Source organism: Lysinibacillus sp. FSL W7-1291 (genome assembly GCF_038593415.1).
Lineage (GTDB): Bacteria > Bacillota > Bacilli > Bacillales_A > Planococcaceae > Lysinibacillus > Lysinibacillus fusiformis_D.
In genome coordinates this window covers 2,183,359-2,200,719 of record NZ_CP151994.1, presented here as the reverse complement: position 1 = coordinate 2,200,719, position 17,361 = coordinate 2,183,359, and the positions used below count along the sequence as shown (strand labels likewise).

Genomic DNA, 17,361 nt, shown 5'->3' with positions numbered 1-17,361 from the left:
AAAGTCTGTCTCACAAGGGAAACCCTGTGGACAGACTTTTTTATTGTATTCCCGAAATGGAAAGATTATTTTTTCCCAACTCTTTTGATCGATATAAAGCTCGGTCGGCTAAATCCATTAACTCATCCAAAGTTTGTGCATGATCTGGATAATAGGCAATACCGATTGAGGCTGTAGGAGTAAAATGATGGTCTTCAATCATCCAGCCTTCTGCTAGTTCATCGCGGATTCGACGAATAATATGCATAATTTGGTCATGCCTTTTATCAGCTTCTCTTGTTAAACCTGTTAGGATGACGATAAATTCATCGCCACCAATTCGAATGACCATGTCATGACTGCGAACCGTTTGATTTAAGGCATTACCAAAGCGCTGAATAAACGCATCCCCTGTGTCATGACCAAAACGATCGTTGACTTCTTTAAAATCATCGCCATCTAGATAGAGCATGGCGACACAGGTTTGATTTTCAGCTGCTTTTGCCAGTATTTTCGGAAACTCTTTTTGTAAATAACGTCGATTAGGTAGCTGTGTTAACGCATCATGATAGGCTAAATAGAGCAAATCATTTTCTCTTTCTTTGCGATGAGTAATTTCTCGAGACACCATCATAATTTGTGAAACCTTTTCACGTTCAGGGTCATGTACAACCGTGACATTGCCCTCTGTCCAAATCGGTGTACCGTCCTTCGCCTTTAGTAAAAGCTCAAACTGTGTTTCTGGCTGACCTGTAAAATTGTTTAAAAATGTTTGCCATTCGTTTTTACTTTCTTGATCTAAAATATCACTGTAAAACTGCCCAAGTAGCTCTTCATTTTCATACCCTAAATAAATCCCATAGGATGGAGACGCATAAAGAATAATGCCATCTTCATTCGTAATCACGATTAAATCATTTGTATTTTCCGTAATGAGTCGGAAAGTACGTTCAATATTTTTTAATTCTGTGAACATTTTTTTCTTATCTGTAATATTATAGTTAATGGTTAAAATTTGTTCGATTTTACCGAACTCATTTTTTAACGGCACAATGGTTGCCTCCACCCAATAATCGGCATGATATTTTGTGCGATAGCACAGTTCTCCTCGCCAAATCTCCATTGTATCCAGCTTGCCTTCGATTAATTGTAAAAAGTTTTGCGCATTGAACCTTGGCTCCATTAATGAATAGGGCTGACCTATTAATTCCTCCGCAGTGTAGCCAGAAGCCTGTAAAAACATATCGCTTGCTTCCGTAATATAGCCTTTATGGTCCAATACAGCAATGGCTGTAGCTGAATTTAAGGCAGACTTAAAAACTTCTAAACCATGAGACTTCGAACGTAATTCTGCTTTTTGTAAAGTAAATTGAGTAAAATCCTGCATGATTAGAAAGATAGCAAACGAATTATCATCCTGCATTACAGGCGATAGGGACATTAAATACATGCGCTCCTGACCTTCTGACGTAAACAGCTTGATCAGCTTTTTATCAAGGTTTTCCCCTCTCGCTGCTTTTTGTAAACAAGCTTCAATGTGTTCAACCTCTTCTTTCGGGATGATCGGTAAATCAACAAACAATTTTTGCTTGACAGTTTCATTATCTAATTGGAAATCTTCCATAAAGCAAGAATTCACTTCGTATACCATACCTTCGGCCGATAAAATGACCGTGGAGAAAAAGGCATGGTCAAACATGGACCGCATAAATAAAAATTTATCCTCAATATTGCGGTCATAGAGGATTTCCTTTGTGATGGCTAATATATAGTCTTCATTATTATATTTCAACGGTCTGACAGACGTTTCGTATTTATGAACCTCCGACTGAAAATACGCATAATCTACATAGTCAACCTGATTATGCTCCCTAATCGCTTGATCGTAGTTTTTCTGAATGATCGAAAAAATGCGCTCTGAGGTAACGCTTGAAATCATTTTTCCAATCGCCTCATTTGATAACAGGTCACGAGCTGCTTGGTTTAAGCGAATATATTGATAATCATCCTCTACTTTTTTCATGAGAAAAGCAAAATCTTTGCCAATAAATAATGAATTAAAAAAATCTTCGCTTAAAAGATACTCCATGCTGTCACCTCCAGAAAAGCCATTGCAATCATGATAAAAATGCTAGTATGTATGTTTTGTTCGATTTTATATAATACTACTATTATAACATAAAAATCAAAAATTACCCTTACAGAATAAGATAAATTATATCCTTTTTAGGATATTTTTTGATATATTACCTATTGTAGAAACATTTAAATCCTACTAAAGAAGTGTATAAATGATTAATATTAGATAAAATTGATAGGATAGACTTAATGCTAAAAAACAACAATATTTTCGCCAACACCTCTTCTTTTGTCAGAATTTACTGACTACTAAACTCAAATTTTGTTTTTTTCGAGCAAAATGATTGCATCAAACAGCTTTCGTGTTATATTATATTTAAAAAACTAGCCTTTTTTCGGTATGGTCGAAATCAGTAAGACAGCGGGAGATTATGGAATATCATAGTTATAACGTCTAGTTCTTTGGGTTTTAATTCCAGTACGAATTTTAGTTTTCTTCTTTATGCTTCAACGGAATTGTTTTAACTACCCTAGTAAAGGAGGCGTTTCGTATGCTTAAACATCGAGACCTGCATGAATGTACAGAGCTTTATGAGCTATTATCACACCCTTCTGTATTCCCTTTTGTCCGTCAGAAAGCCACATCCGCTGATGAGTATTGGTTTATGACAAAACAACTGATTGAAGAGGAAGCGAGAGGACTCGCTATCTCGAGGACCATTACTGATGATTGGGGTCAACCAATCGGCACCATTAGTATTCACGATGTGGAGGACGGTGCAGGCTTTTTAGGAACGTGGATTGGACTCCCTTACCAGGGTAAAGGCTATAATCAAAAGGCAAAAATGCTATTTTTGAATGAGTTATTTTTTGATTATAATTTCCATACGGTATTTCTCCGTATACGAGTTGAAAATTTAAAATCACAGCGTGCCGCATTAAAGCTACCTTATGTGGTGAGTGCTAATGAAAGTCATCCGACTTTATTAGAACAGGTCAATAGCGGTGAAGCTCAATTTAATTTATTCAAAATTCAAAAAGATTTATTCTACTTAATAACAGCACATCAAATGCAAGAAGGCGAAGAGCAAGCCATGTAATGTGTCATATATAATAAGAAGCTATAAGGTTTTGTCATCTTTGACCTGCCTCATAGCTTCTTTTCTTTTTTCAAAGAGCCTTTATTTTTTGTAGTGCAAAATTAATGTTGCCATTTCGTCTGGTGTTTTTGGTTTTTGCGTTTTGGACATCTTCTCGACCATTTCTGCCTTACACTCTGTTAATGTATGAACCGACTTCATAAAAGATTCCTTTGTTAATTCTTCTTCCTGCAGCACTTCCGCATAGCCCTGTTTTTTAAACAAGTTGGCATTTAAAATTTGATCCCCACGACTTTTTTGTGCGGATAGCGGCACTAATAGCATCGGCTTGTGGAGTGCCAAAAATTCGAAAATGGAGTTAGAGCCTGCTCGTGACACGATAAAATCTGCTGCATGCAATAGATCAGGTAACTCTGTTGTCACATACTCAAATTGCTTGTAGCCAGGCATTGTCTCTAGTGCTTGGTCATAGTTCCCTTTCCCACACAAATGAATAATATGAAATTGCTTTAAAAGCTCTGGTAAGTTTTGACGCAATGCCTCATTTAGAACAACAGAGCCTAAACTTCCGCCCATCACTAGTAAAACAGGCTTTAATGTTGAAAAGCCACAGAATGATAACCCTTTTGCCCGTTCGCCCTCAAACAACTCCGGACGAATAATGGAGCCTGTGCAAGTTGCCTTTTCTTGTGGTAAATGCTTTAGTGTTTCTTCAAAAATCGTGAACACATGAGAGGCAAAAGGCAGGGCAATTTTATTGGCAAGACCAGGTGTCACATCAGATTCATGTATAACAACAGGCACACCTGCCAGTTTTGCTGCCATAACAACAGGTACTGAAACAAAGCCACCCTTTGAAAAGACAACCTGTGGCTTTACTTTTTTAATAATACGAAAAGCCTGCATCATTCCAGCAAGCACTTTAAATGGGTCTGTAAAATTTTTCATTGAGAAATAACGACGCAATTTACCACTCGCAATGCCATAAAACGGAACATCGGGGAAGGCCTCGCCTATTAATTCTTTTTCAATACCTTGTTCTGAACCAATATAGTGGACATCATAACCAAGTTCAAGTAAAGACGGGAGTATCGCTTGATTTAACGATACATGGCCAGCTGTCCCACCACCGGTTAAAATGATAGTTTGTTGTTTCACATTAATTCTCCTATTCCTTAAAAACCATTGTAGTCCGCACTACTTTTTGTTTACAGTGTTCTATTTTACTATATGCTGAAGAAAAGATATAGATGAAGCACGAAAATTTCAAGCTTTTCTCTCTTTACATATGCTATACTTGTTCATTATGTTCACGAAGGAAGTATCAAATATGTACCAAACATCCACAATTAAGGAAAAATATGCACTACTTTTAAAAATGATTGTTCCCATCTTAGTAACACAAGTAGCCATTTATCTTATTTCATTTTTTGATATTTTAATGTCCAGTCGCTATGGGACGGCCGATTTAGCAGGTGTCTCAATCGGCTCCTCCATTTGGATGCCGATTTATACAGGACTGTCGGGTATTCTCCTTGCCATTACACCGATTGTCTCACAGCTAGTCGGAGCGAAACAAGAGATGGATGCCAAAAAGGCCGTTCAGCAAGGTATTTATGTAGCCATTTTGCTGGCAATCATCATCTTCACAGGGCTCTTTTTTGGCATCGATTGGATACTTAGCAAGATGAATTTAGAATCTGCTGTACATAGCATTGCAAAAGGCTACATCTATGCGATGTGTGCTGGTCTTTTACCTTTATTCTTATTTTTTGTCATGCGTTGTTTCATTGATGCCCTTGGGCAGACACGTGTCACAATGATTATTACATTATTGACAACGCCGATTAATATCGTCCTTAACTACATTTTTATTTTCGGTAAATTCGGCGCACCAGAGCTTGGCGGGATTGGTGCAGGTGTCGCAACAGCAATTACGTACTGGCTCATTTTCTTGATTACTGTATGGATTATCGCCAAACGAGTACCGTTCGAACGTTTCCGTTTGTTCCACCATTGGCCGAAGCTGGAATGGCTTCGATGGAAGGAAATTTTACTGATTGGTGTGCCAATTGGCATCTCCTTATTTGCAGAAACAAGCATTTTTTCTGCCGTTACCATGATGATGAGTAATTTTAGTACAGAAATTATTGCTGCTCATCAAATTGCCTTAAATTTCACCTCCCTGCTCTATATGGTGCCGCTTAGTATTTCCATGGGTGTTACCATATTAGTAGGCTTTGAAATTGGTGCTGGTCGCATGCGGGATGCTCGTATTTATAGTTATCTATGTGTCGGCACAGCCATTTTATTTAGTTTTATTTCTGCTTGTATCTTATTTATTTTACGTGAGCCTGTAGCTCATATGTATTCAACAGATCCTATAGTACTTGAGTATGCTGTACAATTTTTAGTTTATGCAGCCATTTTTCAGCTCTCGGATGCGATTCAAGCACCCGTACAAGGGGCATTACGTGGCTATAAGGATGTTATGATCACATTTATGATGGCAATTATCTCGTATTGGATCATTGGCTTGCCCGTGGGCTATATCCTTGCTACGCATACTGATTTTGGTCCATTTGGATATTGGATTGGACTTGTTGCTGGTTTAACAATGGGCGCAATCACCCTGCTTATCCGTCTGCTAATTGTTCAAAAAAGAGTTACCGTCTAACGACAAAAAATCGCTTTTCTCCCTCTTGAGAAAGGCGATTTTTTAGCGTAATACACCTGTACGAATGATTTTCACTTGAACAGACGGCACGAGCTGTAAGGATGTATATTCCGTATGCCAGTCGTCCTTAAACATCTTCGGGTGATAGGCACGAATATAGCGACCAATTCCTAATGTATCAGACTTTTGATTTTGAAGTATACGTAAGACCTCCTCAAACTCCGCCTGCAAATGCTTTTGAATCAATTGTTGAACATCCTTAAAAATGGTTTCTTTATACAAATGATCTTGGGCGAATTCTTCAATTCCGACCTCGAGTTGGTAATCCATCGTTATTCGTCTCAGTTCCTCATCCACTATCCATTTACGCTTCACATGGATAACATCTGCCGTAATCGGCATTTCTTTCCCGTCATGCTTCCACATATAACTCATACGTGCTTGCTTATTAGTTTGATTCATTAAAATGAGCATGATGAGGGATTGTTTTGGCGTTAATACTGTGCCCGTAAAGGTTTGACCTGAAAATAAAGCTAAACCAGCCGCAACAACGTGCTTTTTATCCTCACCTAGCCGAATATACGGTAGCGTGATATCGATTGTTTGTTCAAATAACATCGAGCCAATCGTTTGTAAATCTAATTTCGGAAAAAAGGTATTTTCCTCTGTACTTTCGATAAAGCGTTCATAATAAACGCCTGCGCTTCCAGCTAAATCCTTCGTTAAGTCGACGTATGGTTTGACATCCCCTTCTGTTATCGCCACTTTGATGGATATCGGATTTTGAGGATCGCGAAAATAAATATCCAAAATATCATAAATGGGCTCTCTCACTGTTTGATCCGCTATTAGGAGCGTTGATAGCTCCGATAGATCAAGCGTTTGCTCGACTTTCAAATTGGCGTTATTGCGTACATCTTTCGGTGAAATCCCTTCCGCTTCAATCACTTCATTTTGCTGTGCTGTTGTATTCGGATAAGCATAATAGCCTTTGTACTCCCCAACATAGCCTTCCACACCAACGAGTGTTACGACAGACGCATTTTTATAAAGGCGTTCATCCCAACATCCCGCTAAAAGCACTATAGATAAGATGATTATACTCCCTTTACGATACACGTTTTCCCCTCCATTTATTCCAACAGATAATGATGAGCGGTAGTAGAAAAGTAAAAAAGAATAATACATAGTGCAAAGAATTTTTAATAAACTCAATGCGCTGAAATTGCATCATAAAGAGCGGTAGTATTGCCAGTAAAAGATGGTAGATAATAATACTCCATTTCGGATGCTTCCTTTTTTTTGAAAGATACAGCACTCGAAAGGACAGACCAAAAATCATGACCGTGACAATAGACCATGATAGCCAAATATAGACGAAGAAAATATCAAGTCGTTTAACAAATGTCACTTCCTGTGATTTTAAAATATACATAATCGGCTCTGGGATCAACTTGATTTCATCTAAGGCAAAGAACATTTGCGTAAAAAGCACGGAAATCAAATAAAATACAAAAATGACCAGTTGGTAGATGAATAAAGGCCGCCCTTTCACCTGTGTATCTTGTTTTAGAAATGGTCGATAAAGAAGGTACATTTCAATGCCAAAAAAAGCATAGGTACTATGAATCAAGCCCCCCATGATTTGTCTCATATGATTCCATTCAATAGGAAATAGATTACTCCATGTTAAATCGGGAATCGCCAGCATTAAAAAAAGCACAAAAAGGAAAATGATTGGTATGAGCATGACACCGATGTTAATGACCGTTTCTGGTCTTACTAGGTTGGCATACAAGGATAGTGCGACAATCAGTACAACAACGAGCCATTCAGGGGTTTGTGGTAATACCCATGTGGCCAAAACATATCCCATATAGGCAATCAATACAGCCGCTAATAAAATCCAATAAAGCTGATAGACCCAGCGAAAAAATCGATTTAAATAAAAGTAGGCATAATAGCGTTCAAACAGGAGCAACAGACCATAATGAATGACACTTGCTAAAATAAAAACGAGCCAAGCATTATGTTGACTGTAAATGATTAAAGGGGTTTGGAAGGCAATATAGACGACACCTGTTTGAATAATAAATAGTACTAAAAAAAATTGAGCCTTAGATAGCGAAAACTTCATGGCGTATCCTCATTTTTTAGCTGTTCATCCTCTGGTGGGTCAAAGGAAGTAACTTGCACAGTCGGTTTAATGAATGGCCAGCGTAAAAAAATTTTATACACCGCTTTTGGCTGAAAAGGTACGATGGGTGAAAAATACGGCTGTTTAATAGAAGTTAAACTGATTAGATGAATGAGTAAAATAACAACCCCTATGACAATCCCTAAAAACCCAAACAATGAGGCTAGGACCATAAACGGAAAGCGTAACATACGTATGGTACTATTCAATTCAACGGATGGAACGACATAGCTTGAAATAGCCGTTAAGGCAACGACAATGACCATTAAATTAGACACTAACCCTGCATTAACGATGGCATCTCCTATTACTAGCCCCCCAACGATTCCAATTGTTTGCCCTACAGATTGCGGCAAACGTATACTCGATTCTCGAATAAGCTCCATAATAATTTCAAGAATGAGCGCTTCGATTAGTGGTCGATAAGGGATTTCATTCACATCGTTTTTCACTTGATTACTTAGTTCTAGTGGCAGTACCTCAAAATGAAAGCTAACTACTGCAATATAAAAAGCTGGTAAAAAAACCGCGGTTATAAACGACAGTAAGCGGACGATTTTATAAAAGGAGCCAACAACAACCCGACCATTATAATCATCGGGTGTTTGATAGAAAGAGAAAAAGGTCACGGGACCAATTAAGGCAGATGGTGAAATATTTGTCATGACCACGACCTTGCCCTCCACTAAATTGGCTACTACACGATCTGGATGCTCTGTATTTAACAATTGTGGAAAGGGCGATAACACCGAATCCTCTAACGCATCGCTTAATTGACCAATACTATAAAAATAGTCGATCTGAATCGCTGCAATCCGCTTTTCAACCTCCTGTAAGGTCTCAGGCTGTATGACCCCATCCATATACAGATAATAGGCCTTTGTTTTCGTTTGATGGCCAATCGAAAAAGATTTTACGACAAGTGCGGGATTATTCACTCGCTTTCGTATCAAAGCTAAATTGGTGTCTGCACGCTCAATCAAGCCCTCATGCGAGCCTCGAAGAATATGTTCGTTGATCGGCTCTTCGAGATTTCGACGCACCTCATTTATGATGCTAAGTGTCAGCATCTCTCCCCTTTCAGGCAATATCACGATCGTTTCCCCTTGACAGACTCTTTCAATCGCTTGCGGTAAGGAAAAATCTTGCAATGTCGTAATTAACGTTTCACTCCAAAAAGGTTTATCTGTATCTAAACGGGCATAAATGGTATCCAGTACTTTTTGTACTTCCTTCGCATCAACTAGAGAAGCGTAAAAGCATAAAATAGCCGTATCCCCTTCATGCCAATCTACTTGTCTGACTGTCAAATCCGAGGAATGGTAGAATGCTTTTTGTAGGCTTTTCATCATATACTCCACTTTATCCATAAAACGCCCCCCTCTATTGGAGAGTATAAACATTTTTCTCCATTTTCAAACGCTTGCATAGTGGGATTCATAGCCATAAAAAAGATGCCCGTTAAAACAGAGGGGCATCTTTAAATGGATTATTTTTTAAAATAAGCTTCAATATCTTCATAGATAAAGGGCGTCCCCTCTATTTTTTCATGCTGATTATGCAAAGCTGTCATACGATTGATGATAGGCGCTAATTTCCCCTCATTTTCCTGCGTTAGATTGAAGGCTACTCCGTATGAATAAATTTGATACTTTTCCTCTAATGTCCATCTAAATGTACCTTCTATAGTAAATGACTGGTTCATCAACACAAAGTTAAATTGAAACTTCATCGTTTGATTGATTGGTAGCTTCAGTGTAGAGCGAATCTTCATTCCCCCTAAGCTAATATTTTCAATGACGATTGGCGTATGACCGATAGCAAGCTTTTGCTGGTTCATTTCGATAATAGTCATAGAGCCCTTCACATAGGCTGGGAAATGAAAGCGAAAATACTTGCGACGCTCCACAGCTGGCTTGTGATGGACAATTGCTTTCGGCGGTTCTAAGAAGCCTTTAGCTAGCATTTTTTCAAAAGCCTTCGCAGGAACTGCTTTTGAATAGATGCTTCCTTGTAGATAATGACATTCATGCTGCTTTAAAAAAATATATTGATCATAGCTTTCGACCCCTTTTGCCACTACTTGAATACCTAGCATTTTTGCTAAATAGATCGTTGTTGAGATAAGCCCATTTTCAATAGGATGATCATGGCGAATTTGCCGAATAAACGCCTCATAGATATGAAGCGTTGTTGGCTGAAACGTGCGCAATGATTCTAACGATGAATAGCCTGTTCCAAAATCACCAATAGCAATTTTGACACCAAGTTCTTGCAATTCCTTTAATACCGTCATAACACTTGCGCTATTTTTTAAAATGGTCCTTTCTGTAATTTCTAATTGTAAATAGTGAGCAGGGATTTCATTGAGCTGCAATTGCTCTTGAAGAAATGGGACAAAGCCCCTTTTCATCAAACGAATAGGTGAAATTTTGATGTTAATCGTACGCAGTACATGCCCATCTTGCTTCCATTTCCGCAAGAAAGCACATGCTTTTTTAATGACCCAATCTGTAATAATATGGATCATATGATTTTCTTCCGCTAAAGGGATAAATTCACCAGGTGACACAAGCCCCCATTCTTTATGATGCCAACGAATTAACGCCTCTGCCCCATAAATATTGCCTTTTTGTGGCTCTACCAATGGCTGAAAATATAGCTCAAATTCTTCATTTAACATCGCTTGACGCATATCACGATCTAGCACATATTGCTTATAGGAAGTAATATCTTCTGTAAAGGCATAAATATGAAAGCGATTGCGCCCTTGTTGCTTCGCATAGCACAAAGCAGAGTAAGCATTTTCTAATAAGATATTTCTCTTTCTACCTTCCTCAGGATAAAAAACAATGCCAATGCTAGCAGAGAGATGCAATTGATAGTCTTTAATCGTCAGAGCGGTATCAAAGATTTTCAGTAAACGATTAGCCAATGCGTAAATATGCTGTTTACTCACATATTTTTTCATTACCAAAATAAAATGCTGATGGTCTAGGCGTGCCAAGTAACTAGTATCATCGAGAAGCTTGGCAAAATGCTGGGTCACCACTCGAAGAAGCTCATCACCGATTTGTGAACCTAATGCATTATTTAGCACATGAAAACAATTAATGGAAATATAGAGAAGGGCAAATGGCTCGCCTGCCGAACAGAGCGTGTCCACTTTATCATGCAAGCTCAATTGATTTGGTAAGCCTGTCAATTCATCATAGTACACTAAATAATTGAGCTTCTTTTCTCGTTCAACCTCCTTTGTAATATCCGTTACTAAGCCAAAAATTTGATTTACTTTTCCCTTCTCATCGAGTCTCGGTACAATTTGCTCAAGCAACCATTTTGTTTGGTTTTCACCTGTAAAAATACGATAAATCACTTGGTAGCTCTTGCCGATAGCAAGATAATCGGTGTACGCTAGTACCTCCTCGCGATGTGCAGGGTGAATCATGTTAATCCATACTTCGGCGTCTTCGTAAAGCTTCGCTAGTGGAATGCCTAAAATTCCCTCTAGCCCTTTTGAGGCAAAAAGCATTGTTCCTCGAATGGAATCTCGCATCCAAATCCCCGCATCTAAATGATTAAAAATATAATGATAGTTGGCGAGTGTATCATTTAATGCCTGCTCAAGCAGTTTAAAAGCTGTCTGATCCTTTACAACCCCAACCATCTTAAAGGGCTTATTATCCTTCCAAGTTACTTCTGCCGCTGCTTGTACATAACGCAAATCATGAGTTTCACCATGATATATTCGAAATTCACTATTCAAGTTGATGCCTTTTCGGGCATTGTTAAATGCATCGTAGGTCTTTTCATGGTCATCTGGATGGATGAATTGGAAAGCTCGATCAATACCGTCGTTTTCTGAACGGCTAAAGCCAAAAATTTGATAAAAATTATCGGAGCAATACAGCTTGTCGTGCTGAATAAAGTATTCCCAGCTCCCTACTGCGGCAATATGCTGAGCATAATTTAAATGCTTTTCATGAAGCAATAATTGATGCTTCATCGCAGAATAGGTAGACATATCTTCAATAATTAAATAAAGCCCCTCTGCCTGATCCTCACCATTTTTAATCGGTATAAATGTTAGTACAAGGCTTAGCTGTTGACCTTGATGCTGTAGCCTTTCTATATCAATTTTGACCGATTTCCCCCGCAATGTTTGGTTGAATGCTCTTTTTAGCCGCTTATAATCAGGGACCGTCAAAATTCGCTTAAAATCCTCTGCATGGCTTGGTCGATAGTGTAATAGTTGATAGAGTGCCTCTTGATTTACATAAATAATTTCTCCATCCGCTGCAAAGACAATCATCATATCAGGGTGATACTTCGCAAAGGACATGGCATATGAGAATAAACGATGATCTTGAACTGTAGCCAGCGCTATCGCCTGTGTACTTTCTTCTCTTGCAAAAAATTGCTTTAATAAATTCGGCTTTTTCATCAACCTCACCCTTCCCTACTTTTTACCTACTACTAACTTAGTAATTCCCCAAAAACATAGTTTAAAAACTATCATTTTGATGGTTAGACGATAAAATTTAAAAGTTGGACGATAAAGGTTGATGTATGAGTGATGAAGCCTGTGATTTGCTCAATAATTAAACAGTCCATTAGCATTTAACTTTTGCAAATAAAAAAAGATACCCGATAAGCCATTAGAGACTTATCAGGTATCTTTTGTGTAAGCAGTGATTATTTTTGAATAAATTGTTGTGTCCAGTAGTTACCTGATTTCACGTAACCTACACCGATGTGCGTAAATTTACCATTTAAAATGTTCGCACGGTGACCTGGTGAGTCCATCCACGCTTGTACTACTTCTTGTGGTGAACGTTGACCTTGAGCAATGTTTTCTCCAGCACCTTTATAAGTGATGCCTAAAGCTTTCATACGATCAAATGGTGAACCGAATGTTGGACTTGTATGTGAGAAATACTTGTTTGTTTGCATATCTTGTGATTTTTCACGAGCTGCAGCCATTAATTTCGCATCTGTTTGAAGTGGTGATAAACCAGCTTTTGTACGCTCAGCGTTTGTTAATTTTACTACTTCCTGTTCAAATGCGTTCACATCTGAAGTTGTTGTTGATGGTGTTGAAGTAGCTGGTGGTGTTGCTGGTTTTTCGTTTTGTGATGATTGATTATTATTTGGCGTTGGTTGTGTATTATTATTTGTTGTTGGCACCTCTTTAGATGGTGTAGATGCCTGTGGTAATTTGATATTCCACTTATGATTGTTTGACCATTTATAATAATAAACTTTACAGTTCGTTGATTGCTGTACAGAATCCCCTTCTGTTGTATTAGCAGCAGCTGAAGCTATTTGAATTGGAGCTGCTAAAAGAATTGTTGCACAAATTGCAGTGAGTGTTTTTTTCATGTTTGCAATTCCTCCTTCTCTGCAACTAATCGTAAAGGATGATTTTCATAAAAATCTTACCAACATTTGCTAACGTCTCCAACGAAGAAAGAAATGCGCGAAAAATCGCGTTTTTTTTGCACTATTTTTTACTAGTTTTCGCCAATCTATGAAATACTTACGTTTGAAGGAGGGTTGACACCCCTCTTAAACTCGTTACTATTTTCGAAAATACGCATCTAAAATGAATAAAAAATGATGGTTTTATGCACTAGATTCTCAGCCTATTTTCTTACCTTCAATTATGGAATAGACCTAGAGATAGCTAGTGTCGCGTGTTTATTGCTATTCAATATTACAGTTGTGTTACAAAGGCATTACAATTCATTTACATAAAAATAAAATAACCTGCGTAAAGCTACATATGACGTACATATGCAACATTTCGCAGATTATCAAATTTATTCATTGTCCCCCAATGATAGGTAAAGAACTGACATTTTCTCCAATAATGACAAGTTTTGCTGGCATTTTGATATACTCAGGGAGCCATTGGACCATTCCATAAGCATATTGAAACAGCATCGGATTTTTAATGCCCTCAATCGGCACATAGCCCTTCATACGATAAATCGTTTCTGGTAATGTACGAATCCAATCTTCAAATTGCTCCTGTGTAAATTCGCTATCTGTGAATTCCACTAAGCGTGAGCCAAGCTGCATGGAGGCTATTGGCGCTTTGACAATGTCAGCTTTATCAACCTGTGCCGTTGCCTTTAAGCCTTCAAGTAAGTGAAGTGGGACTCGCCCATTCGTTGTTTGCAAAATAAAGGCATGTGGATTTAAGCCTTGGAGTTCGTAGACCACTTGTCCTTGCTCTGCCTCTGTTAATAAATCTGTTTTATTTGCTAATAATAAGTGCGCATGTCGAATTTGCTCCATAAATAAAGAGCGTACTTGCGGTGTTAACGTATCACGGTGCAGCCAGAGCTTGGAATCAGCCACTGTGATAATGCCTTTGACATTTAACTGATCTGCAAAAAGTGGTGAATACACAGCATCTAATGCTTCCACAGGATGAGCAGCTCCCGTTGTTTCAATAATTAATACATCAAAATCACTATCTAATAGAAGAGATTGAATTTGTGCCTCCGTTTTTTCAGCACCTGAACAGCAAATACAGCCCTCTAGCATCTCCTTGAGCGGGATATCTTTCTCCACTGCCTGTGAATCAAATGGCAGCTTTCCTAGCTCATTCATAATAACTGCAGGCTTTAGATTCTTTTCTTTTAATTGGCGAATGACATCCGTAAGCATGGATGTTTTGCCACTCCCTAAAAAGCCACTAAATAGGTATACATCTTTCATCATTTTTCCTCCTATAAAAAAGCTGTCGCAAATGCCGTGAAAGACGACCGTTGCGACAGCTACATTGTTAGTTTGTTGTGTCCTCTGTTTTTTCGGCTGTTCCTGAAAGAAGCTCTTTCGCTTTTAATAACTGAGGATCATCGGCTTTCATTTTTGCACGTAAAGCATCCATTAACGCATACGTTGTATTGCCTGTTAAAATACCTGTTTCTTCAAGGTTATTCGCTGCTTGTAGTTTTTCTACAGCACGTGCAGTATTGTCATCGAAAATACCATCTATTTCACCAGGCTCATACCCTAGCACTTGAAGCATCTCCTCCGCTGCTTTTACAGAGTCCGACTGTAAGCCTGTCTTCATTTCTAAAGAGGCATTCAAGTAAGGTAAAGTAGCATACGATGGATAACCAACTTTGACATCAGGTTCAATGCCTTTTTCGTTAATCCAGTTCCCATTCGGTGTTAACCATTTACCTGTTGTAAATTTCAGATTAGAGCCGTCTTTTAATGGTGTTACATTTTGGACAGTCCCTTTACCGAAGGATGTTTCACCTACAACTTTGGCACCTACAGATTCTTTTAATGCACCTGCTAAAATCTCAGAGGCAGAGGCACTACCACTATCGACAAGTACTGTAATTGGTAGGTTATATTTTTTACCTGCAATGGCATTAGTAATCTGAGGCTCTGCATCTTTTTCTTGTACCTGAACAATCGCTTTTCCTTCTGGTACAAAGAAATTAGAAATATCGACAGCAGCCGTTAAATAGCCACCAGGATTTTGACGTAAATCTAAAACAATGCCTTTCATTCCTTTGCCTTCATACTCAGCAAGGATTTTTTCAAGCTCTTTCGTTGTTTGTTCACTAAATGATGTAATTTGAATATGGGCAATATTGCCATCAAGCATTTCCCCATAAACTGTTTCTACTGGGATTTCATCACGAACAATGGTCATGTGAATAGCCTCTGTGTTTTCGCCGCGTTTCACCGTTAATTTCACTGGTGTTCCTTTCTCACCGCGAATTAAAGCAACCGCTTCTGTTGCACTCAAGCCTTGAATGCTTTTCCCATCAACCGTTAAGATGATATCTTTTGGTAATAAGCCTGCCTTTTCTGCAGGAGAATTTTTGATAGGTGACACAACTGTAATATAACCATTACGCTCTTGGATTTCCGCTCCAATTCCTTGGAAGCTAGAAGATAAACCAGAATTAAATTGATCTGCTTCTTCCTTTACCATGAAGTCAGAATAAGGATCGCCTAATGCATCGAACATACCATTAATAGCACCATCGACTACTTTTCCATCATCAATATCTTGGTAATAGTTATTTTTCAGTAAATCAAATGCTTCATATAATTTTGTAAATTCCTCACGTTCAGTCGGAACTTTCACTTCTACTACTTTCTTATCACCAAACGTTAACGCAAAAATCGTTAACCCTGCCGTAATAAGGATTGTAAAGAACATTAGCATGATAAATTTAAACGGTTTCAGTTGTATAAATTGTCCTGCCGGCTTTACTTCTGCTGGAGTCGGCTCCTGCTGCTGTTCTGTACTTTCATTTTTCTGTTCATCCATCTTGATTGTCACCACTCTCATATACACTAACTTGTTGTCACACTACTACCATCTTAACAGGTTATCCAGAAGACGAAAAGAAAAAGACTGCCAAAACTTCATGACAAACCTTAACCTATCATGCTTCATCCTATCTAGCATCCTAGCACCTATTTACTCATCATACTGTTAAGTTTAGGTATATAATGGTACTGCCTTTTAATTTTACTCATTTCCTAGTTGCAGTCAACCAAAAACTCAAAGAATCATAGAAATGCTATAAGAATATAACGTACAAGTGACGAAAAAAGTTGCAGCTCCTTAGCAACTATTCATTCTTTTTCACCTTTTTTATAGACCGTATGAACAGTTAATCGACGGAAGGAAAGCAGTTGCCCTTTATATACGACTGAAAAATTACCATACAGTGTAGGCGCTTTTTCCATTAGCTCATCTCTTGAAGCTCAATCAACTTAGGCTACAATCCTAACTTTCGTGCAGCCATTTGAATGTTTCCGTCGCAACGTCTACATAGGAAGATTGAAAGTTTGCTAATCGCTCCTGCCCATTCCCTCTAGCAACGCACTATCCATTTCAACAAGCTCTACATTTGCCATGCTATTTTCCTCCAATAATTTTGCTGAGCTAACATTACCATTTTAGCGAATCATTCAAATGCCTCGTGAATCGCCTTTTCCATTGTTGTCGCATATGATGCAAGTAATGACAATTGTAAGGAGGCAGGAAAATGGGAAGAAATAATAAACAGAACCAGAACAATGATTCAATGGATATTTATATTGCAAAGTTAGCCTATATCGGCACAGCCATTTCAACTTTAGGGGATGGCATTCAGACCATCGCAGCTGGTCTAGCCCTAGAGGCACTACAAAATGCGAAGAACGATTCTTCTCCAACAAATAATGGTGATCAAACAGCCAAAGTCGATAACATGCAGAAACAAATCGATTATTTAATTGCTGAACTAAAGCAAATCAAAAAAATGTTAAAATAACCTTTACATAAAGAGTAGTGTGGA

Annotated in this window: 12 protein-coding genes; 3 read left to right on the top strand and 9 right to left on the bottom strand. The window is 38.3% G+C overall.

Annotated features, from left to right (window positions below):
- Positions 1 to 40: 40 nt before the first annotated feature.
- On the bottom strand, positions 41 to 2,068 hold the full coding sequence (locus NST76_RS10765; RefSeq protein ID WP_036126045.1) for a diguanylate cyclase: 2,028 nt from the start codon (positions 2,066 to 2,068) through the stop codon (positions 41 to 43).
- A 541-nt stretch (positions 2,069 to 2,609) separates the two neighbouring features.
- Between NST76_RS10765 and NST76_RS10760 the strand changes: the two genes are divergently transcribed.
- Positions 2,610 to 3,158 carry a GNAT family protein gene (locus NST76_RS10760; RefSeq protein ID WP_089933612.1) on the top strand — a complete coding sequence of 183 codons (549 nt, stop codon included), beginning with the start codon at positions 2,610 to 2,612 and terminating at the stop codon, positions 3,156 to 3,158.
- 81 nt (positions 3,159 to 3,239) lie between these two features.
- Here the strand turns inward: NST76_RS10760 and NST76_RS10755 are convergent, their stop codons facing one another.
- Positions 3,240 to 4,316 carry an undecaprenyldiphospho-muramoylpentapeptide beta-N-acetylglucosaminyltransferase gene (locus NST76_RS10755; RefSeq protein ID WP_036126049.1) on the bottom strand — a complete coding sequence of 359 codons (1,077 nt, stop codon included), beginning with the start codon at positions 4,314 to 4,316 and terminating at the stop codon, positions 3,240 to 3,242.
- Positions 4,317 to 4,488: 172 nt separating this feature from the next.
- Here NST76_RS10755 and NST76_RS10750 point away from each other — a divergent pair, with 172 nt between their 5' ends.
- Positions 4,489 to 5,835, top strand: coding sequence for an MATE family efflux transporter (locus NST76_RS10750; protein WP_036126051.1), 1,347 nt, complete (start codon positions 4,489 to 4,491; stop codon positions 5,833 to 5,835).
- Between the two features lie 42 nt (positions 5,836 to 5,877).
- Here NST76_RS10750 and NST76_RS10745 read toward each other — a convergent pair whose 3' ends face one another.
- The 7 genes from NST76_RS10745 to NST76_RS10715 all read right to left on the bottom strand — a co-directional run bounded on the left by NST76_RS10745 (position 5,878) and on the right by NST76_RS10715 (position 16,343).
- Positions 5,878 to 6,954 (bottom strand): Ger(x)C family spore germination protein, encoded by a 1,077-nt coding sequence (locus NST76_RS10745; protein ID WP_036126053.1) that lies wholly within the window; start codon positions 6,952 to 6,954, stop codon positions 5,878 to 5,880.
- Positions 6,944 to 7,972, bottom strand: a complete 1,029-nt coding sequence (locus NST76_RS10740) for a GerAB/ArcD/ProY family transporter (RefSeq protein ID WP_340834217.1) — start codon at positions 7,970 to 7,972, stop codon at positions 6,944 to 6,946. Before NST76_RS10740 ends, NST76_RS10745 begins: the two co-directional genes overlap by 11 nt.
- Positions 7,969 to 9,402, bottom strand: coding sequence for a spore germination protein (locus tag NST76_RS10735; RefSeq protein ID WP_249645688.1), 1,434 nt, complete (start codon positions 9,400 to 9,402; stop codon positions 7,969 to 7,971). Before NST76_RS10735 ends, NST76_RS10740 begins: the two co-directional genes overlap by 4 nt.
- 119 nt (positions 9,403 to 9,521) lie before the next feature.
- Positions 9,522 to 12,476 carry an EAL domain-containing protein gene (locus NST76_RS10730; protein ID WP_342545193.1) on the bottom strand — a complete coding sequence of 985 codons (2,955 nt, stop codon included), beginning with the start codon at positions 12,474 to 12,476 and terminating at the stop codon, positions 9,522 to 9,524.
- A gap of 251 nt (positions 12,477 to 12,727) precedes the next feature.
- Positions 12,728 to 13,414 carry a CAP domain-containing protein gene (locus NST76_RS10725; protein WP_036126066.1) on the bottom strand — a complete coding sequence of 229 codons (687 nt, stop codon included), beginning with the start codon at positions 13,412 to 13,414 and terminating at the stop codon, positions 12,728 to 12,730.
- 444 nt (positions 13,415 to 13,858) lie between these two features.
- Positions 13,859 to 14,761, bottom strand: a complete 903-nt coding sequence (locus NST76_RS10720) for a CobW family GTP-binding protein (protein ID WP_058844442.1) — start codon at positions 14,759 to 14,761, stop codon at positions 13,859 to 13,861.
- Between the two features lie 67 nt (positions 14,762 to 14,828).
- A complete protein-coding gene (locus NST76_RS10715) occupies positions 14,829 to 16,343 on the bottom strand; it encodes a S41 family peptidase (RefSeq protein WP_249645691.1) in 1,515 nt (504 codons plus the stop codon).
- A gap of 727 nt (positions 16,344 to 17,070) precedes the next feature.
- On the opposite strand from NST76_RS10715, the gene NST76_RS10710 reads away from it, so the two are divergent.
- Positions 17,071 to 17,337: a hypothetical protein gene (locus NST76_RS10710; protein WP_036126072.1), complete on the top strand. Its 267-nt coding sequence runs from the start codon at positions 17,071 to 17,073 to the stop codon at positions 17,335 to 17,337.
- Positions 17,338 to 17,361: the final 24 nt, after the last annotated feature.